17 protein-coding genes are annotated in these 18586 nt (G+C 63.3%); 8 read left to right on the forward strand and 9 right to left on the reverse strand.

What is annotated here, in order from left to right; genetic code table 11:
• Window positions 1-68: 68 nt before the first annotated feature.
• On the reverse strand, window positions 69-206 hold the full coding sequence (locus IEW81_RS01070) for a hypothetical protein (RefSeq protein ID WP_179691847.1): 138 nt from the start codon (window positions 204-206) through the stop codon (window positions 69-71).
• Between the two features lie 186 nt (window positions 207-392).
• Between IEW81_RS01070 and IEW81_RS01075 the strand changes: the two genes are divergently transcribed.
• A complete protein-coding gene (locus IEW81_RS01075; protein WP_229671267.1) occupies window positions 393-1034 on the forward strand; it encodes a 4a-hydroxytetrahydrobiopterin dehydratase in 642 nt (213 codons plus the stop codon).
• Window positions 1035-1234: 200 nt separating this feature from the next.
• On the opposite strand, the gene IEW81_RS01080 is transcribed toward IEW81_RS01075, so the two are convergent.
• Window positions 1235-1483 carry a helix-turn-helix domain-containing protein gene (locus IEW81_RS01080; RefSeq protein WP_097060898.1) on the reverse strand — a complete coding sequence of 83 codons (249 nt, stop codon included), beginning with the start codon at window positions 1481-1483 and terminating at the stop codon, window positions 1235-1237.
• 727 nt (window positions 1484-2210) lie between these two features.
• Between IEW81_RS01080 and IEW81_RS01085 the strand changes: the two genes are divergently transcribed.
• Window positions 2211-3017, forward strand: a complete 807-nt coding sequence (locus IEW81_RS01085; RefSeq protein ID WP_143544674.1) for an EI24 domain-containing protein — start codon at window positions 2211-2213, stop codon at window positions 3015-3017.
• Here IEW81_RS01085 and IEW81_RS01090 read toward each other — a convergent pair.
• The 4 genes from IEW81_RS01090 to zapE all read right to left on the reverse strand — a co-directional run bounded on the left by IEW81_RS01090 (window position 2989) and on the right by zapE (window position 7320).
• A complete protein-coding gene (locus IEW81_RS01090; RefSeq protein ID WP_097060896.1) occupies window positions 2989-3705 on the reverse strand; it encodes a YqjF family protein in 717 nt (238 codons plus the stop codon). The genes IEW81_RS01085 and IEW81_RS01090 overlap by 29 nt on opposite strands.
• Window positions 3702-4763, reverse strand: coding sequence for an ammonium transporter (locus tag IEW81_RS01095; protein WP_143544673.1), 1062 nt, complete (start codon window positions 4761-4763; stop codon window positions 3702-3704). Before IEW81_RS01095 ends, IEW81_RS01090 begins: the two co-directional genes overlap by 4 nt.
• A gap of 91 nt (window positions 4764-4854) precedes the next feature.
• Window positions 4855-6123 carry an ammonium transporter gene (locus IEW81_RS01100; protein ID WP_097060894.1) on the reverse strand — a complete coding sequence of 423 codons (1269 nt, stop codon included), beginning with the start codon at window positions 6121-6123 and terminating at the stop codon, window positions 4855-4857.
• Between the two features lie 177 nt (window positions 6124-6300).
• Window positions 6301-7320, reverse strand: coding sequence for a cell division protein ZapE (zapE, locus tag IEW81_RS01105; RefSeq protein WP_097060893.1), 1020 nt, complete (start codon window positions 7318-7320; stop codon window positions 6301-6303).
• A 161-nt stretch (window positions 7321-7481) separates the two neighbouring features.
• On the opposite strand from zapE, the gene IEW81_RS01110 reads away from it, so the two are divergent.
• Together IEW81_RS01110 and IEW81_RS01115 are read left to right on the forward strand one after the other, a co-directional pair.
• The gene (locus tag IEW81_RS01110; RefSeq protein WP_097060892.1) at window positions 7482-8381 is read left to right on the forward strand and encodes a sulfurtransferase; all 900 of its coding nucleotides are present in this window, start codon (window positions 7482-7484) and stop codon (window positions 8379-8381) included.
• Between the two features lie 9 nt (window positions 8382-8390).
• Window positions 8391-8828 carry a SufE family protein gene (locus IEW81_RS01115; RefSeq protein ID WP_097060891.1) on the forward strand — a complete coding sequence of 146 codons (438 nt, stop codon included), beginning with the start codon at window positions 8391-8393 and terminating at the stop codon, window positions 8826-8828.
• Window positions 8829-8845: 17 nt separating this feature from the next.
• On the opposite strand, the gene IEW81_RS01120 is transcribed toward IEW81_RS01115, so the two are convergent.
• A complete protein-coding gene (locus IEW81_RS01120; protein WP_097060890.1) occupies window positions 8846-10024 on the reverse strand; it encodes an alpha/beta hydrolase family protein in 1179 nt (392 codons plus the stop codon).
• A gap of 85 nt (window positions 10025-10109) precedes the next feature.
• On the opposite strand from IEW81_RS01120, the gene IEW81_RS01125 reads away from it, so the two are divergent.
• From IEW81_RS01125 to IEW81_RS01140, 4 genes are all read left to right on the forward strand, one after another.
• Complete coding sequence (locus IEW81_RS01125) at window positions 10110-10706, forward strand: DUF3000 domain-containing protein (RefSeq protein ID WP_097060889.1); 597 nt, start codon at window positions 10110-10112, stop codon at window positions 10704-10706.
• A gap of 67 nt (window positions 10707-10773) precedes the next feature.
• A complete protein-coding gene (locus IEW81_RS01130) occupies window positions 10774-11967 on the forward strand; it encodes an HRDC domain-containing protein (protein WP_097060968.1) in 1194 nt (397 codons plus the stop codon).
• Window positions 11968-12041: 74 nt separating this feature from the next.
• A complete protein-coding gene (locus tag IEW81_RS01135; RefSeq protein ID WP_097060888.1) occupies window positions 12042-13238 on the forward strand; it encodes a thiolase family protein in 1197 nt (398 codons plus the stop codon).
• Complete coding sequence (locus IEW81_RS01140; RefSeq protein WP_097060887.1) at window positions 13238-15385, forward strand: 3-hydroxyacyl-CoA dehydrogenase NAD-binding domain-containing protein; 2148 nt, start codon at window positions 13238-13240, stop codon at window positions 15383-15385. The genes IEW81_RS01135 and IEW81_RS01140 overlap by 1 nt, the downstream gene beginning before the upstream one ends.
• A 15-nt stretch (window positions 15386-15400) precedes the next feature.
• Here IEW81_RS01140 and IEW81_RS01145 read toward each other — a convergent pair whose 3' ends face one another.
• Both IEW81_RS01145 and dxs read right to left on the reverse strand, forming a co-directional pair.
• Complete coding sequence (locus IEW81_RS01145) at window positions 15401-16378, reverse strand: aldo/keto reductase (RefSeq protein ID WP_097060886.1); 978 nt, start codon at window positions 16376-16378, stop codon at window positions 15401-15403.
• Between the two features lie 263 nt (window positions 16379-16641).
• Window positions 16642-18582: a 1-deoxy-D-xylulose-5-phosphate synthase gene (gene dxs, locus IEW81_RS01150; RefSeq protein WP_097060885.1), complete on the reverse strand. Its 1941-nt coding sequence runs from the start codon at window positions 18580-18582 to the stop codon at window positions 16642-16644.
• Window positions 18583-18586 lie beyond the last annotated feature (4 nt).

Consider the following 18586-nt stretch of genomic DNA (forward strand, 5'->3'; position numbering starts at 1 on the left):
CCATCGACTTTCCCCTTCACGCGAAGCGATGGCTGATCTCCTGCCTCGCCGTACGTGTCAAACTGCCACTAAACCGCTGGGCGGTCAACAAACAAGCGGGACAGCCAATCGGTATTGGCCGGGTAGAGGGTGAAGTCCACGATGTCACCGACGGTGATAAGGAGGTGCTCTTCCGCGACCTGCCATTCCGTAAACCATACGAGCATGAGGCCAACGATCCCAGATCGTCAGTAGTGACGATTCGCGCAGCTGCAGCAGCCGGACGACCAACGCGGCTGTCTTCATCCAGCGCGATTCATCAAGAACTATTTCCTATCAGCGGTTGACGGTATTCGGCGGCCCGGGGCAGGGTTATCTCATTCCCATGACTGGAGTCCACCATCGCTGAACGCATCTCACCACGGCAGTTCTATGCCTCCGACGGAGTCGAGGACTGGCGGGTCGTCTTTGATGGCGTACAGACCTTTTTCGCCACCGGCTCATTCGCCAAGGGAGTGGAACTGGTCGAGGTCGTCGGGCTGCTTGCGGACGCGGCGGACCATCACCCGGACGTAGACCTTCGCTACGCTGGCGTGACCGTGAGGCTGTTCACCCACGAGGTCGGCGACATCAGCAACCGGGACGTGGCACTGGCGCAACAGATCTCGATCGCGGCTCGTGAACTAGGTATCGCCGCCGACCCATCCAAAGTGCAGACCGTGCAGGTTTCCATCGACGCCCTCGATACTGCCGGGGTGCTGCCGTTCTGGAGCGCGGTGCTCGGCTACGATCGGTTCGGCGACGAGGATGTGGTGGACCCGCTCAGCCGCGGCCCATGGCTCACGTTCCAGCAAATGGACGAGCCGCGACCGCAACGCAATCGCATCCACATCGATGTTTCGGTTCCACGCGACCAGGCCGAGGCGCGCATCGCCGCCGCACTGGCAGCCGGCGGCCGCATGGTGACCGACGCCCACGCGCCGTCGTGGTGGACGCTTGCTGACGCCGAAGGTAACGAGGTCGACGTCGTGCCTCGGCGGGAAGACAGCGACTAGAGCGCGTCCACAGACATCCGGGCTGTCGTGAACCGCGGCGCGGTTGTGCACAGTTAAGGTGATGGCATTGGCTTTACGACGGCATTTCTCCGCCGGTGTACTCCTAAAGCGAAGGGTCAGCCAGAACCTCCACCATCGCGGGCGCGTGCTGCGCCGACAACGGTTCCAACGAAAGTCGCGCAGAAATAATGGGTTCAGATTCAGGCCAATCCACTCCTTGAGGGAGGCAGACTCCTGAGGTCCAGTGCCCGCGTTCGGCGATAGAAAGTTGCTCGAGACAGTCCAAGATCGCGGGAGACCGTTGTCGCAGCCTCACCACCAATGAGTCGACGGGCATCGCCGATGTGGCTGTCGGTGATCAGCTGGGGCCGCCCACCGAGATCCTTACCGGCCTCGCGGCGCTCAGCGATGGTGTCGACAACACGCTCTCGCTTGATCTCGAGTTCCATATTTGATCCCGCATGGCAGCCCTGCCCCTCGCAAAGCCCTACATGCGCTGGTCAACGCAGACGGTGAGACCCATGACCGGGCTGATCATCAGTGAAAGCAGCGCAGCGCCGCTCTTTCATCAGCGGTGCCCACATTGCGCGGAATCGTGGGTAGCGCGAAACGGTACACACGATCGTTTTTTGCCTTCCTTCGAATCTTCTGCGGCACATTGCGCAACGCGCAAGCTCGATTCGACCAGCTAGAAGCGGTCCCGGGATGACGGGCACATCGGCCCCGTCATTGAGAAGTCTTCTGGAGCCTCGCAAGTCGACGCCAAGCTGTAGGGATTGGGTCTCGACCCAGCGACACCGCTCTTGACTCGATCTGCTCGACAGTCAAACCGGTCAGACCAGTCAGACCAGTCAGAACTGTCTACGACTAAATGCAAGACACACAACACCAATCAAGGTGTCAACAAAACCGACAGCAGACCCCTCAAACCAAGCGCCCACCCACGAACCACCAATGCCACGAGATCGGGAGTGATCACGAATGATCTCGCATCCGCCCCCACCCTTCGAATTACTGGGAACGAAGAGTTCTTCACCCTAGAATGAGCGTCCCCGTACTTCTTCACACGGAAGAGGTCATCGGTTCGACTCCGGTATCGCCCACCACCCACATCCATCCGGAAGTATCGACAGGGCCGTGCCATCCGGGCGGCGTCGCGAATCCCAGGAGTCTCGCGTGACTCGTTCAGCGCACACCTCCGGAAGCCTCCGCCAGTTCCTTTCTGGGGTGAGGATGCTCGGCGCGGGTTTCGGCGTCTGGCGGACGGCTCCGGCGCTGATGATGCTCGGCCTGCTCCCCGCCGTCATCGTCGCGATAGCGTTCGGATTCGGCGTGGTTGCGCTCGGCCTGAACCTGGAGTCCATCACGGTCGCCATCACTCCGTTCGCCTCGGAATGGGACGAACCCCTCCGTAGCGGAGCCCGCGTCCTGGCCGGCCTTGCGATGCTCGTCGTCGCCGTCCTGTTCATCATCAATGCCTTCACCGCGGTGACCCTCATCGTCGGCCAGCCGTTGTACGAGCGTATCTGGCAACACGTCGAGGGCCTCAGTGGGGGTGCCCCCGATGCGCCAGACGTCACTTTTCTTGCCGGTATGTCGCGAGGCGTGACGGACGGCATCCGGATGCTCATCCCGACCGTGCTTACGGGGGCTGCCCTGTTCGCACTCGGGTTCGTTCCCGTCGCCGGCACCATCCTGTCTGCCTGTCTCGGCGCGGTCGCCGGCGGCTGGTTTCTCGCCGTCGAACTCACGGGGCCGGCCTTCGAATCCCGAGGCAAGACCCTGGCCGAACGCCGACGCGTACTCAGGGCCCACCGGCCCATGGTGACGGGCTTCGGCCTCGCGAGCTACCTCGTGTTCCTCATCCCTCTCGGTGCCGTGGTGATGATGCCGGTCGCGGTAGCGGGTGCTGCAACCCTGAGCAGGGCGCTGCTGGCGCCTGAGACCGAGCCCGTCAGCGGGCTCGACCAAACCATGTCGTGACACCCTCGCTGTACAGCACCGAATCGGGAGGAGTGTTCGAGATGCCGGGGATTCCGGCGCGTTGGAGAAGCGTGTCGTCGAGAGACAGCAGTTCAGCGTCGACCAGCGGCCAGGGCTCGTGATGGTTGGGCAGGAAAATGGTCCGGCCGAACCGGCGAGTGAACAGGCCCCAGCGGGCGGTGAGGAAGTCAGCCGTGGGGTCACCCACTACAGGCGTGGATCCCGGCCGCATGATCATCCTGAATTCACCGTCACCGACCATTCGCCTCGAGGTGTATTCGATTGTGCCGTCGCCCTCGATGAGCACGGTCTTCGCCCAGAAGTACGGGATCGAGAAGGCCGCTCGCGCCGCGAGCACCGAGGTGAGCCTCGATGCCTCGAGCGAGCAGAAGATCACCCCTCGCCGACCCTGCTCATCCACACCGTAGAGCCGCACGTTGACCTCGGCGAATGAGCCGAGATAGGGAATGGGCGGGCTGCCGAACAGGGTCGCGCGATCGAGATAGAACGCGATCAGGCCCACCCAGCTCGATCCGTCGTGTTCATCCGGTCGCACGCCCTCGGGCATGAGTCCCGCCAGCGCGGCCGAAGGAACTCGCCAGTGCAGGAAGGCCAGTTTCGACCAACGCTGGCTCGCCACCGCCCGTCCGCTCAGTTCCGGCGCGACCTGGCGAATCGGTTCGATCATGTTAGCGACGCTACTCTCCTGCGCCTCACCATGCTGGCAAACGACCTGAGCGCCAGCCAGAGCACGACTGACACCACGGTCGAATATGCGGCGACGACGATAGTGCCGACGATCTGAGCCTGGATCAACGCCACCGAGCCCGTGAAGGCGAATCCCATGTTGGTCGCGAGCAGCCCGAGAAGCACGACACCGACCGCTCCGGCTACCAGGTGAGTGCCGACGACGTACCACTGCTGGCGCCTGCTCTTGCCGACCCTGCTCAGAGTGAAGACGCAGGCGGCTGCCCCCGCCAGCACGCCCGAGGCCGCGGCCGACACCGGCGTGAACAGCGGCGCCCCGGCCGTGACAGCTACAAGGCCAGAGACGAGCCCGGCCGCTACCGAGTTGAGAGTCACCGACCGATGCCGGATGCGCTGCACCACGAGCCATCCCACCATTCCACCCACCGCACCGACCACACCGTTGACCAGGATGCTCGGGCTCACGTCATCAACAGCGAACTCAGCGCCCGCGAGCCACACGATCCATCCAGAGCACAACCCGATCACGCCGAGCAGTCCCGTTGTGCGGGTGATCGTCGCTGTCTTCACCCGTGATCCGCCGCAGATCAGCACTCCGAGCGCGGCCGCTCCCGCTGCAACATTCACCGGAAGAGATCCCCCATGATCAATGGGCAGGATTCCCATGCTCCAGCTCGGGACGAACGACGAGAACGAGCGAATCGCCGTCGGCACGTACACCAGCAAGCTCCAGAGCAGACCAAAAACAAGGGTGACGACAACGCCACCACCGGCGGAACGTACGGCGATGGTCGCGAGGTAGGAGGCCACCCCGCCGAGCACAGCCACGGGCAGGAACAGTGGCTCGGTGACATCCGGCAGCAGCACGGAGGCGAGCATCAGCCACGAGACGATTCCCGTCCCGGCGCACGCCAGTGACAGCAGCACGGACCGCACCCAGGGAGCCACTGGCAACATCCGCGCATCGACAACCGTGAGCGAGACGAGGATGAGCACGATGGCCAGCATCGAGCCGACCGACACTTCCCAGTTCCCCACGGTGCTCCTTTGGACGACACAGAAAGGGTGCCACTCCGAAGAGAGGCACCCATTGCTGTGTGATTATTCAATTATGCCGTGATATTGCAGGTCAGGCCTTTGCATCGGTCAGCACGTAGCCCTCTTCACCGTGCACGACAGAGTCGATGCCCGCAATTTCATCTTCATTCCTGATGCGGAATCCGATCGTCTTCTCAATGGCGAATCCGATCGCGAAGGCGAGAACGAACGAGTAGGCCAGCACCGAGAAGGCCGCGATGGCCTGCACCACAAGCTGTGTGAGCGCACCGCTGTAGATAAGGCCGCTGCCGTTAGCGAAGAAACCCAGGTACAGGGTTCCGATGAGACCGCCGACGAGGTGGATGCCGACGACGTCGAGGGAGTCGTCGAAGCCGAGCTTGAACTTCAGGTCGATCGCGAGAGCACAGACCGAACCGGCGATGGCCCCGAGCAGGATTGCGAAGAACGGCGTGAGCGATCCACACGCCGGAGTGATGGCAACGAGGCCAGCGACAGCCCCCGATGCCGCACCGACGGAGGTGGGCTTGCCATCCCGGATCTTCTCCACGACGAGCCACGCCAACAGCGCAGCGGCCGGAGCGACGATGGTGTTGACGAAGGCGAGGGCTGCGGTGTTGTCTGCAGCGAGCTCGGAGCCGGCGTTAAACCCGAACCAGCCGAACCACAGCAGGCCAGCGCCGAGGAGCACGAACGGCGGGTTGTGGGGAACGCTGATCCCCTTGGCGAAGCCGACTCGCTTGCCGAGCACGAGCGCCAGGGCCAATGCGGCTGCACCGGCGTTGATGTGCACGGCGGTCCCACCGGCGAAGTCGATGGTGCCGACGCCGAAGACGTCCTGCAATCCGTGTGTCAGCCATCCGCCGTAGGCGAAGCTTCCATCCTCTGCGAGGCCGAAGTTGAAGACCCAGCTGGCAACGGGGAAGTAGACGACGGTCGCCCAGATGCCGGCGAAGATCATCCATGCACCGAACTTGGCGCGATCGGCGATGGCGCCGGAGACGAGCGCAACGGTGATGATGGCGAATGTCGCCTGGAATGCAACGAAGGCCAGCGGCGGGTAAGCAGCGCCCTCCGGAGTCTCCAGGACGTTTCCGAGACCGAGAGCACCGGTATCGATCGACCAGGGTGCAACCGTGCCCTCAGCCCCGGGGAAGGCGATGGCGTAGCCGTAAAGCGCCCAGAGGACACCGATGAGTCCGATGGCACCGAAGCTCATCATCATCATACTGATCACGCTCTTGGCCTTGACGAGGCCGCCGTAGAAGAACGCCAAGCCCGGCGTCATCAGCAGCACAAGCGCTGCTGCGATCAAAATAAAGGCTGTGTTGCCCTGATCCATTGTGAACCTCTCTCTGAGCTGGGAAGGGTGCACCTTTGGGCCACTGCAGTAGGGATCTCACCTCGGGTACCCCCACAGTTTGTCGATTCGAGGTTTCGCCGGGTGTGTCTGCGTGTTTCAGTCCTGTTACGCGGCAATGGCCCACGTAAACATCGTGTTTCGCCGCCAGACGATCATTCAGTCGACACCGTTGGTCAGCGCGATGAGCCGGGAAACCGCGCGAAGGTACTTCTTGCGGTATCCCCCGGCGAGCATCTCATCGGGGAAGACGCCATCCAGCGGGGTGCCCTCAGCAACGATTCGCACCTGCGCGTCGTACAGCCGGTCGACGAATGCCACGAATCGAAGCGCGTCTGTCTGGTTTGCGAAAGGATGAACGCCGGTCAGCCCGATGACGGCCAGCCCTTCCACGATTTTGACGTATCGCGAGGGATGGACGCTTCCGAGATGGACGAGCATCTCGTCGAAAGAATCGAGGGTCGATTCTCCTGGGATGACCGAAATCCCCGCCGCGGCATCCGTCGACGTCACAGCATGCGCTTCGACATCGCGTCGTCGGTAGTCGAGACCGTCAACCCTGATAGTCGTAAACCGGGCGGCAAGGGAGTCGATCTCGCGCAGGAAGTCCTGAGCCGCAAAGCGCCCCTCGCCGAGGGCATTCGGCGGGGTATTGGATGTCGCGGCAATCCTGGTTCCGGATGAGGCGAGTTGGTTCAGCAGCCGCGACATCAACCTGGTGTCTCCCGGATCGTCGAGTTCGAATTCGTCGATGCAGATGAGCGAAGCGCCGGTGAACAGCTTTACCGCCGGAGCGTATCCCAGAGCGCCGACGAGAGCCGTGTATTCGATGAACGTGCCGAAATATATTCGACCGGGAGCTGCGTGCCAGAGCGCCGCGAGCAGGTGGGTTTTGCCCACACCGAATCCGCCATCGAGGTAGATTCCCGGCAGCCCGACCGGCGTTTTGCGGCGCGAGAAAAATCCGCCGCCACGACCGGAGTGCCAGCCGGCGACGAAGTTTCGAATCGCCGCCACCGAAGCGCCCTGTGACGGGTAGTCACGGTCGGGACGGTACGAGTCGAGGGTGGCTGTCGCGAACTGGCGCGGGGGCACGAGGTGTGCGATCATCTCGGCACCGTCGAGGGTGGGTATGCGGTCGACCAGTCGACCCGGCGAAGATACTGCTTCGGCACTCATTGGTTCAGCCTCGGTTTGTGTCGAAGTCTTACGACGACTCGATCAGCTAGCGCGTAGGTTTGTCGTCATGGGGAATGTCAGCCTAGCCGGATCGCCACACAGGCTCGATCGCACACTCGGCATCCAGGCCCCCGCCATCACAGCGCCACCGGAGGTAGCCCGTGCCCGTAGGAAATGATCCAGCAGCGCAGTTCGCGAACTTTGCGCACCCCGAAAAGCTTGTCTCCGGGGAGTGGCTCGAAGCACACCTCGGCGAGCCCGGGCTCATCGTTGTCGAATCAGACGAGGATGTGCTGCTCTATGAGACCGGCCATATCGAGGGTGCAGTGAAGATCGACTGGCACACGGACCTCAACGACCCTGTCGAGCGCGACTATATCGACGGCGAGCAGTTCGCCGCGCTGCTCGGCTCCAAGGGCATCTCCCGGGACACCACCATCGTGATCTACGGGGACAAGAGCAACTGGTGGGCCGCATACGCACTGTGGGTGTTCACATTGTTCGGTCACGAAGACGTGAGACTGCTCGACGGCGGCAGGGCCAAATGGGAGGCAGATGGGCGCGCATATACGACGGCCCCCGAGAGTGCGGTTGCCGTGGAATACCCCGTCGTGCAGCGTGATGATTCACGCATCCGGGCGTACAAGGATGATGTCCTGGCCCACCTCGGCAAACCACTGATCGACGTTCGTTCTCCCGAGGAATTCAGCGGGCAGCGCACGACGGCTCCCGCCTACCCTGACGAGGGCGCCCTTCGAGCCGGGCACATCCCGAGCGCACAGAACGTGCCGTGGGCCAAAGCTGCCGCCGATGACGGCACCTTCCGACCCACGATCGAGTTGGATGCCATCTATCGGGATGGCGCCGGACTCACCGAGGGTGACGACGTCGTGGCCTACTGCCGTATCGGCGAACGCTCGAGCCACACCTGGTTCGTCCTCACGCACTTGCTCGGCTTCGAGAACGTTCGCAACTACGACGGCTCGTGGACGGAATGGGGCTCCGCGGTGCGAGTACCCATCGTCCAGGGCGCAGAACCCGGCGCGGTGCCTGCTCGCTAGGCTGGGAGGATGGATGAACAGGCGCTCCCCGAACAGCTGGCCGACATCCGGGATGACTTTCTCGCTCTCGAGGTCAAGACGCGGCTTCAGCTGCTGCTCGAATTCTCCAACGAGCTCCCCGAACTGCCGACGCAGTATGCCGACCACCCGGACCTGCTCGAACGGGTCGTCGAGTGCCAGTCCCCCGTCTTCATATTCGTGGATGTGGACGATGATGGGCTCGTTCACATGTTCGCCACGGCACCCCGGGAAGCACCGACCACCCGCGGATTCGCTTCGATTCTCGTGCAGGGTCTCAGCGGACTGAGCGCCGACGATGTGCTGGCCGTCCCCGACGACTACCCGAACAGCATCGGACTGACGCAAGCCGTCAGCCCGCTGCGCATCAGGGGCATGACCGGGATGCTCGCTCGCGTCAAGCGGCAGATCCGAGTCAAAACTGCGTGAACCTCGGTCCAGGCCGATCAGGGGGCGAGCCTGTGAAGCCAGCGACTGATAGCTGAGTTCCAGCGATCGGGATCGTAGTTCCAGAGTCGCGTATGCCGCGCGGTGTCGAACTCTTCGAAGGTGACGATATCCGGCCGTGCCACAGCCAGCGCTCGAGACGCGGTGGGTGGGACGAATCCGTCGTCGTCGCTGTGCAGCAACAGGATAGGAATGTCGAGCTCATGCGCACGGGCAACCAGGTCGAGCCTCTTCAGGTCGATGGGGCTGGCAAGCCCGGTCAGAGCCCGAGACCATCGTCTCGACAGGAGATCCATGGCCGCCACCCGCACCGGTCGTGGAAGCCGGTGCGCGAGGCCCTGGTAGTGCAGGGCGGTGATCCAGTCGACGACGGGTGATTCGAGCACGAGACCCGCCACCAGGTGCGCGAGGGGTGACCTGGTCACCACCTGAAGCACGGTCGCGCCTCCCATCGACCAGCCCATCAGTATGATCTCTCGCGCCCCGTGCGCCGACGCGTACTGCACGGCGGCCTCGACGTCTTTCCATTCGGTGTCACCCAGCGAGTATCGATAGTCGGAACTGGATGGCGCATCACCGTCATTGCGATACGACACGAGCAGCGAGGTGAAGCCCGCCTGCCTGAACACGGGAACAGCTCTCAACGCCTCTTCGCGACGCACCGCCCGACCGTGCACCCCGATCACCCAGCGCGACGAAGGAGCCACCGCGGGGATCAGCCAGGCCGGCGCCGGCCCCAGCTCGGTGTCAACATCGATGTCGTCCCATTCCACGCCGAGATCGGATGGGTGCAGGTAGAACCACCCACCCACGCGGGCGCGTGTGACTCCATCGAGTGAACCGCGATCCACCCCCAGCAATTCTCGGGTCACGGCCGTCGGAGAGACGGTGATGATCTCACCGATCCGAGCGTGACCCGCATTCTGGGCGAACCACATGCTGTAAAGGCCCGGCATCATCGCATCGGTGGAGGCGGAGAGCGTAACGGTGGTGGCATCGTGGGCGAGGATCCTCAGGTCTTCATCGCGCTTCTTTGGCGGGGTGAGGATCGTCCGCGCGAACACGACGGAGAGCACCCCTCCCGTGATCGCTACCGCTGCCAGGGCGCTTCCCGTCGTGATTGCCGTCGCGACAATCATCCGGCCAGCCACCGAGTGCGGTCGCACGTTGCGTGTCATGCTGCTCCTGCTGTCGGTGGGCCATGGCTCATGTACCCCGGCGTGCCTAGACCGGGAATACCCCCACGAAGCCTAATCTTCACTCGTGCCCGACACGCCAGCAGAACCGCAGCTCCCCCGAGACTTCGCCGCCGCCATCGCCTCGATGAGGTCAGCGACCATGCGATCGGAACTATCGGTTTCGGAGATTCCCGCGCCTGGTTCGCTCGCGCCGTGGTCACTGGCTCTCGCGGCCGATGTGACCCCCGCTCGCCATGGAGGTGATTCAGAGCTCGGTACCGGGCGATTCGTGCTGCTGTATGACCCCGAATCACCCGACGCATGGGGTGGGCAATACAGGGTCATCTGCTTCGCCCAGGCACCCCTCGAGACCGAGATGGGCGTCGACCCTTTTCTTGCGGATGTCGCGTGGTCCTGGCTCGTGGACGCTCTTGACACGCGCGGTGCCAAGTACACCTCGGCCAGTGGAACCGCGACACGCATTCTCTCGACCGGATTCGGCGAACTGGAGTCGCAGGGCGATGGCGCGCAGATAGAACTTCGAGCGTCGTGGACCCCTGATGACAATGACATCGCCTCGCATGTGGAAGGCTGGGGTGAATTGTTGTGCATGCTCGCGGGCCTGCCACCGGCGATCGAGGGAGTAAGTCTGTTGTCTGCACGCCGAGCGGGTCGTGAGTAGCGCGAACGAGGGCGCCCCAGCCGAGACGGCTGCGGCGGATCAGGCTGCGCCCCAGCAGGCTACTCACATCGAAGTCCACGTCATCGAGACCCGGGACGAATACCTCCAGGCAGTAGAGGCTATTGCCGCCGGAACCGGACCAATCGCCATCGATGCCGAACGCGCATCCGGATACCGATATTCGCAACGCGCCTACCTCATCCAGATTTTTCGCCGCGGGGCTGGCACGTTTCTCTTCGATCCTCCGGCGATCGGCGCATTCAGCGAGCTCAACGACGTCATAGCCGGTGAAGAGTGGATCCTGCACGCGGCCAGCCAGGACCTGACCTGTCTCAGGGAGGTGGGCCTCGATCCGACCCGCCTGTTCGACACCGAACTCGCCGCGCGACTGGCCGGACTCCCCCGCGTCGGACTCGGTGCTGTCGTCGAGGACCTGCTGGGCATCCATCTCGCCAAGGAGCACTCCGCCGCCGACTGGTCGACCCGCCCACTGCCGCAAAGCTGGCTCGTGTATGCCGCTCTCGACGTCGAACTGCTCGTCGACCTGCGGGAAGAGCTGGCGAAGGTGCTCGAACGCGATGGTAAGACCGGCATCGCGGATGAAGAGTTCTCGTCGGTGCTCACTCGTGACTTCGTGATCGTCAGGCAAGAACCCTGGAGGCGGCTGAGCGGGGTCCACGCCATCCGCGGCGGGCGCAACCTGGCCATAGCGCGCGAACTGTGGCAGTCGAGAGACGCGTACGCACGCGAGATTGACACGGCCCCGGGTCGACTCGTTCCGGACTCAGCCCTTGTGGCAGCCGCACGCATGCCGCCGGAGTCGAAACGCGACCTGGCCGGGCTGAAGGAGTTCACCGGTCGAGCCAGCCGTTCCCAGATCGATCGCTGGTGGAACGCGATCCAGGCGGGGATGGCCAGCGATGACCTCCCGGTGCTGCGCGTGGCCAGCGATGTCCTGCCGCCTCCCCGGGTGTGGAGCGACAAGAACCCGGATGCCGATAAGCGGCTGAAGACCGCACGGGCTCGCATCACAGAGGTGGCGACGGAGATGTCGATTCCGGTCGAGAATATGCTGACCCCCGAGCTCCTCAGACGCGTCGCATGGAATCCGCCTGCCTCGGCCGATCAGGCCAGCATCGCGGGGGCGCTGACCGAACTGGGCGCCCGAGGCTGGCAAATTGACGCAACGTCACAGGTAATCGCCGATGCCTTTGTGGAAGCCAGCCAAACGCCTGAGCAGTCGCCCGAAGCCGAGTCGTAGGAACAGTCAAAGAATTCCGGGCCGAAAATCCGCAAGCCTAGGATCGTTATCGACCTAAGGAAAGTGGAGGCATCGTGGCCAAGCAAGCTGAAGTTGTATTCGTCGATGGAGTGAGAACTCCGTTCGGACGAGCAGGCGAAAAGGGCATGTACTGGAACACCAGGGCTGACGACCTGGTGGTGAAGGCGATGATCGGCCTGATCGACCGCAACCCCTCGATCCCGAAGGACCGCTTCGACGATGTCGCAATTGCGGCGACAACGCAGCAGGGCGACCAGGGTTTGACGATCGGGCGCACAGCCGCCCTGCTCGCTGGCCTGCCTAAATCTGTGCCCGGATTTGCCATCGACCGTATGTGTGCCGGCGCCATGACCTCGGTGACTGCGATCGCCGGCGGCATCGCTTTCGGCGCGTACGACATCGGCATCGCCGGTGGCGTGGAGCACATGGGTCGTCATCCGATGGGATTCGGCGCAGATCCGAACCCGAGGTTCCTCTCCGAGAAGCTCGTCAGCGGCGAGGCGCTCAACATGGGCAATACGGCAGAACGCATTCATGATCGCTTTCCCCACCTGACGAAGGAGCGTGCAGACCGCTTCGCTCTCGCGAGCCAGCAGAAGGCCTTCGCAGCATACGAGAACGGCAAGCTGCAGCCAGACCTGGTTCCGGTGGCGATCAGGAGCGAGACCGGATGGGGGCTTGCGACGCGCGATGAGGCGCTCCGCCCCGAAACCACGCTCGAGGGACTCGCGGCTCTGCGCACGCCGTTCCGCCCCCACGGACGGGTTACCGCAGGGAACTCGTCCGGCCTCAACGACGGCGCCACCGCGAGCATCATTGCGAGTGCCGACGCCGCGAGGGAATTCGGACTCAAGCCGAAGATGCGCATGGTGAGCTTCGCCTTCGCCGGAGTCGAACCGGAGATCATGGGCATTGGCCCCGTGCCCTCCACCGAGAAGGCGCTGCGCAAAGCAGGGCTCACGATCAACGACATCGGACTCTTCGAGCTCAATGAGGCTTTTGCTATCCAGGTGCTGTCGCTGCTCGACCATTTCGGTATCGACGATGACGACCCTCGAGTCAACCAGTGGGGCGGTGCCATCGCGATGGGTCACCCGCTTGCCTCATCCGGTGTTCGACTGATGATCCAGCTCGCTGCGCAGTTCGCCGAGCACCCCGAGGTGCGCTACGGCCTCACCGCGATGTGTGTCGGCCTCGGCCAGGGCGGATCAGTCATCTGGGAGAACCCGAACTACAAGGGGAAGAAATAATGACGGTGACCACAGAAACCACGACCTCCGAGTCATTCACGAAGATCGCGTCACTTGACCCCGACGAGGTCATGACGTATTCGTTCATACGTGATATCCCGATCTCGGGTGGCAAGACGCTGGCCCTGCTCACTCTCGACAACGGCAAGGACCACACCCGCCCGAATACCCTCGGACCCAAGACCCTGCTGGAGTTCGCGCGAGTGCTCGACGAGCAGAAGGCGCGGGCAGCGCGGGGCGAGATCCACGGCCTTGCTGTCACAGGGAAGCCTTTCATCTTCGCCGCCGGAGCAGACCTCTCGAAGGTCAGCGAACTTCCCGACCGGGAGACCGGAAAACAGATGGCGCAACTGGGCCATTGGGCGCTCGGCAAGCTCGGCGAGCTCGGTGTCCCCTCTTTCACCTTCATCAATGGCCTTGCGCTCGGCGGCGGCGTGGAGATCCCTCTGAACTCGGATTACCGCACCATCGACAGCTCAGTGCCGGCACTCGCTCTTCCCGAGGTCTTCCTCGGAATCATTCCCGGATGGGGTGGAGCGTGGCTGCTGCCCAACCTGATCGGAATCGAGAACGCGCTCGAGGTCGTGATCTCGAACCCGTTGAAGAGCAACAGGATGCTCAAGGGCCCACAGGCTTTCGAACTGGGCATCGCCGATGCGATGTTCGGTCCTGCCAATTTCATCGAGAACTCCATCGCATGGGCCGACGGCGTCATCAACGGCACCACGAAGGTCAAGCGCCCGAACGAGCCGGGCAAGATCGAGCGCGCCATCAAGTGGGACATCGCCATCGGCGTTGCCCAGAAGACGCTGGAAAGCAGGATCGGGAAGGTCGCACAGTCCCCGTATCGCGCCCTCGAGCTTCTCAAGGCCGCAAAGAACACCGACAAGAGAACCGGATTCGCCGCAGAAGACGAGGCTCTCGCCGATCTCATCTCCGGCGACCAGTTCCACGCGAGCATCTACGCCTTCAACCTCGTGCAGAAGCGCGCAAAGCGGCCAGCGGGCGCCCCCGACAAGGCTTTGGCCCGCAAGGTGACCAAGGTCGGCGTCATCGGCGCAGGGCTCATGGCCCGCCAGTTCGCGCTGCTGTTCGTGCGCAGGCTGCAGGTTCCCGTTGTTATTACAGATCTCGACCAGGGCGCGACGGATGCCGGCGTCGCCGCCATCCACAAAGAAATTCACGACCTCCTGGAGAAGGGCCGGATCTCCCCTGACGAGTCCAACAGGCTCACGGCCCTTGTCACCGGTACGACGAACAAGGCCGATTTCGCCGACTGCGATTGGGTTATCGAGGCGATCTACGAGGAGCTCGAGGCCAAGCAGAACGTGTTCGCCGAGGTGGAGAAGTTCATCTCCCCCGAGGCGGTGCTGGCCACGAACACGTCGTCGCTCTCTGTGGAACAGATCGGTGCGAAGCTCGAACATCCGGAGCGGGTCGTGGGCTTCCACTTTTTCAACCCGGTGGCCGTGATGCCACTGATCGAGGTCGTGAAGACCCCTCACACCAACGACGAGACGCTCTCCACCGCCATGGTGACCGCCGCGAGTCTTCGCAAGAACGCTGTGATCACGAAGGACACCCCGGGCTTCGTGGTCAACCGCATCCTGGCCAAGGTGCTGGGTGAGGCCATGCATGCGGTCGACACCGGAACCCCGTTCGAGGTCGTCGAAGAGTCGACGCGGCCTTTCGGGTTGCCCATGACACCATTCGAGCTGCTGGAGCTCGTTGGCCTCAAGGTCGGAGCCCACGTGCTCGATACTCACCACAAGGCATTCCCCGACCGCTTCTTCGAGAGTACGAATCTGCACAGGCTCGCCGAACTCGGGCACATCTTCGAGCGCGACTCGAAAGGCAAGGCCAAGGGAATAGACAAGGCCGCGCTCAAGATAGTCAAGGGTGGAACCACGCCGATGACCGCCTCCGAGCTCCAGGTTCGCATCGAAGACGGCCTGGCCGACGAGATTCACCGCATGCTCGAAGACAACGTCGTTGCCGCCGCCGAAGACATCGACCTGTGCCTGATTCTCGGGGCGGGCTACCCATTCCAGATGGGCGGGGCCACACCGTACCTCGACAGGGTCGGAGCATCAGAGCGTGCCTTCGGCGGAACATTCCACACCCCGAAGATCGTGGGCGTGAACTAACAGGAAGCCGCGTCGCTACCTGTTCACCGGCGACATGTCTGCATAGCGATCACCCTCGGGCGCGTGGAGGTTTCCGAGGGTGGCCAGCTGTGTGTGCGAGAGTTGCACGCCACCGGCTGCAACGTTCTCTTCCAGGTAGCTGATGCGTTTGGTGCCAGGGATCGGCACGATGTCGTCGCCCTGGGCGAGCAGCCATGCCAGCGCGACCTGGCCGGGCGTGGCCTGCACGTCCCGGGCCACGGCATCCACCTGCTCGACGATTCGGATGTTCGCTTGCAGGTTGTCGCCTTCGAATCGCGGATTCCCCCGCCGGAAGTCGGTGTCGTCCAGTTGGTCGAGCGACCGGATCGTGCCCGTCAGGAATCCGCGCCCCAGCGGTGAATACGGGACGAAGGTGATCCCCAGTTCGCGGGTGGTCGGGAGGATCTCCGCCTCGGGGTCACGGCTCCACAGCGAGTACTCGGTCTGAATGGCCGTCACAGGATGCACGGCGTGGGCCCGTCGGATTGTCGACGGCGCCGCCTCCGAGAGGCCGTAGCCGCCGATCTTGCCCTCGGCGATCAACTCCGACAACGCACCGACTGTCTCCTCCACCGGTGTACCGGGATCCATCCTGTGCTGATACAACAGATCGATGTAGTCGGTACCGAGTCGCGAAAGCGAGCCCTCCACCGAGAGCCGCACATTCTCGGCGCTGCCGTCGAGACCCCTGCTGTTATCGCCCCTGTGCAGGATCGTGCCGAACTTGGTCGCTATGACGATCTCGTCACGCCTGCCGGCAATGGCCTTCGCGAGCAGTTCCTCGTTGATGTACGGCCCGTAGATCTCTGCCGTATCGAAGAAGGTTACCCCGAGCTCGATGGCACGATGGATCGTGCGGATCGATGAGTCGTCGTCGACTGCTGCACCGGTATAGAACGCACTCATGCCCTTCAGACCGAGCCCGATTCGACCGATCTCCTGACCTGTGGCGCCGAGTTTTACGTGCTTCATGGTGAGGCAGTTTTCTCTCTGTCGATCAATTTCCCGGTGTCGATGCCCGCGAGATTCCCACGAGGGTCCGGATGATCCCATCGCGATAGGCGTGCCCGTGCCCGACCTGCTGTCACGGGCATGGGGCCAGCGCGCCCGTCGTATCCGGGCGTGTGGCTGGACAGTCCTGTCGCTCCAGTTGTTTATGAGATGCTGCGACCGGGATCGGTAGTGGTCACGGCTTAAGGCCGGAACCTGGGGCACCCTCCAGGTCAACCGTGCGATCACTCACCGCGAACTGGGGACTCCAGGTCCGAATCTGCGGGAAGCGGCCGGGCGACCGGCAGTTTGCTCCCGAGTACCTGCTCTACGACGCCCCGGGCAATCGCCTGAGGGGTGAGCCCAACCAGCTCAAGGATGTAGTCCCGGCTGCCGTGTGGCAGGAACTGGTCGGGAAGCCCGAGCTCGGTCACTGCGGTGTCGACTCCCGCAGCCCTGAGGTCCTGACGAATTCGGGTGCCGATACCGCCGACGCGAACGCCGTCCTCGATGGTGATCACGAGCCGGTATTCCGCGGCGAGATCGATGACACCCTGGGCCACCGGCACAACCCAGCGCGGATCGATGACCGTAGCGCCGATACCCTGGGCTTCGAGCCGGTCTGCCACCTCGAGGCCGGTCTTCGCCATGGGGCCGACGGTGACAATCAGGACATCCTTATTGTCGGTCTCACGCAGCACATCGACACCGTCGTCGGTGCGGCGCACTGCCTCGAATTCGCTGCCCACGACGCCTTTGGAGAAGCGCAGAACGGTAGGCCGGTCATCAACCCGCACCGCCTCTCCTAACTCCTCACGCAGGCGCACGGCGTCCCTGGGGGCCGCAATCATGATGTTGGGCACCACCTGGAGGATGGCGAGGTCCCACATGCCGTGGTGGCTCGCGCCATCCGGGCCTGTCACCCCGGCCCGATCGAGCACGAAGGTCACACCGGCCTCGTGCAGCGCCACATCCATCAGCACCTGGTCGAAGGCCCGGTTCACGAACGTGGCGTACATGGCGATGACGGGATGCAACCCGCCGAACGCGAGGCCAGCAGCGGAGGTTACCGCGTGCTGCTCCGCAATGCCGACGTCAAGCACGCGCTGAGGGTACTTTTCGGCAAACTTGTGCAACCCGGTGGGCCTCAGCATCGCCGCGGTGATACCTACCAGTCGCGGGTTCCCATCAGCGAGTGTGACGATCTCGTCGGCGAACACCGACGTCCACGAGGGCTTGCTCGCGGTGTCGATGGGCTCACCGGTTTCAGGATCGATCTGCCCGACCGCGTGGAACTGGTCTGCCGTGTCGGCAAGAGCAGGCTGGTAACCGCGACCTTTTTCCGTGATTGCATGCACGATGACGGGAGCGCCGTAGTTCTTCGCCTGCTGCAATGTCTCGGTAAGGGCTTTTATGTCGTGACCATCGACCGGCCCGAGATACTTGATATCGAGGTTGGAGTACAGGGCCTCATTGTTCGTCAGTCGCGACAGAAACCCGTGGGTTCCGCCACGGATACCGCGGTAGAGGGCACGACCCGGTGCCCCGAACTTGTGAAACGCCGTCCGCGTGGTCGAGTACAGATTGCGGTAAGAGCGTCTGGTGCGAACGTCGTTGAGGAAGTGCGCCATGCCGCCGATGGTGGGAGCATACGAACGGCCGTTGTCGTTGACGATGATGACGAGGTTGCGACTGTTGTCGTCACTGATGTTGTTGAGAGCTTCCCAGGTCATGCCACCCGTGAGGGCGCCATCACCCACGACGGCAACGACGTGACGGTCTGCCTGACCCGTCATCGTGAACGCGCGGGAGATGCCATCGGCCCACGACAGCGAGCTCGACGCATGCGAACTCTCGACGATGTCGTGCTCGGATTCAGCACGCTGTGGATAGCCCGCGAGTCCACCCTGCTCACGCAGATGGCTGAAATCCTGCCGCCCGGTGAGGAGTTTATGCACGTAGCTCTGATGGCCGGTGTCGAACACCATCGCATCGTGAGGTGAGTTGAACACCGAATGCATCGCGATCGTGAGTTCCACGACACCGAGATTCGGCCCCAGGTGTCCACCCGTCTTCGAAACCTCGCGCACAAGGAACTCTCGGACCTCCGCCGCCAGCTCCACGAGCTGCGAAGGTGAGAGCTTGTCGAGGTCACGAGGGCCACGGATTTCCTCGAGAAGAGTCATGACG

It is taken from the genome of Salinibacterium xinjiangense (assembly GCF_014645015.1).
Taxonomy (GTDB): Bacteria; Actinomycetota; Actinomycetes; order Actinomycetales; family Microbacteriaceae; genus Rhodoglobus; species Rhodoglobus xinjiangensis.

What these genes read in the sequence shown, in the direction of transcription:
- IEW81_RS01070 (WP_179691847.1), bottom strand. Translation starts at nt 206, where the DNA reads ATGCTCGTATGGTTTACGGAATGGCAGGTCGCGGAAGAGCACCTCCTT.
- IEW81_RS01080 (WP_097060898.1), bottom strand. Translation starts at nt 1,483, where the DNA reads ATGGAACTCGAGATCAAGCGAGAGCGTGTTGTCGACACCATCGCTGAG.
- IEW81_RS01090 (WP_097060896.1), bottom strand. Translation starts at nt 3,705, where the DNA reads ATGATCGAACCGATTCGCCAGGTCGCGCCGGAACTGAGCGGACGGGCG.
- IEW81_RS01100 (WP_097060894.1), bottom strand. Translation starts at nt 6,123, where the DNA reads ATGGATCAGGGCAACACAGCCTTTATTTTGATCGCAGCAGCGCTTGTG.
- zapE (WP_097060893.1), bottom strand. Translation starts at nt 7,320, where the DNA reads ATGAGTGCCGAAGCAGTATCTTCGCCGGGTCGACTGGTCGACCGCATA.
- IEW81_RS01115 (WP_097060891.1), top strand. Translation starts at nt 8,391, where the DNA reads ATGGATGAACAGGCGCTCCCCGAACAGCTGGCCGACATCCGGGATGAC.
- IEW81_RS01120 (WP_097060890.1), bottom strand. Translation starts at nt 10,024, where the DNA reads ATGACACGCAACGTGCGACCGCACTCGGTGGCTGGCCGGATGATTGTC.
- IEW81_RS01140 (WP_097060887.1), top strand. Translation starts at nt 13,238, where the DNA reads ATGACGGTGACCACAGAAACCACGACCTCCGAGTCATTCACGAAGATC.
- IEW81_RS01145 (WP_097060886.1), bottom strand. Translation starts at nt 16,378, where the DNA reads ATGAAGCACGTAAAACTCGGCGCCACAGGTCAGGAGATCGGTCGAATC.
- dxs (WP_097060885.1), bottom strand. Translation starts at nt 18,582, where the DNA reads ATGACTCTTCTCGAGGAAATCCGTGGCCCTCGTGACCTCGACAAGCTC.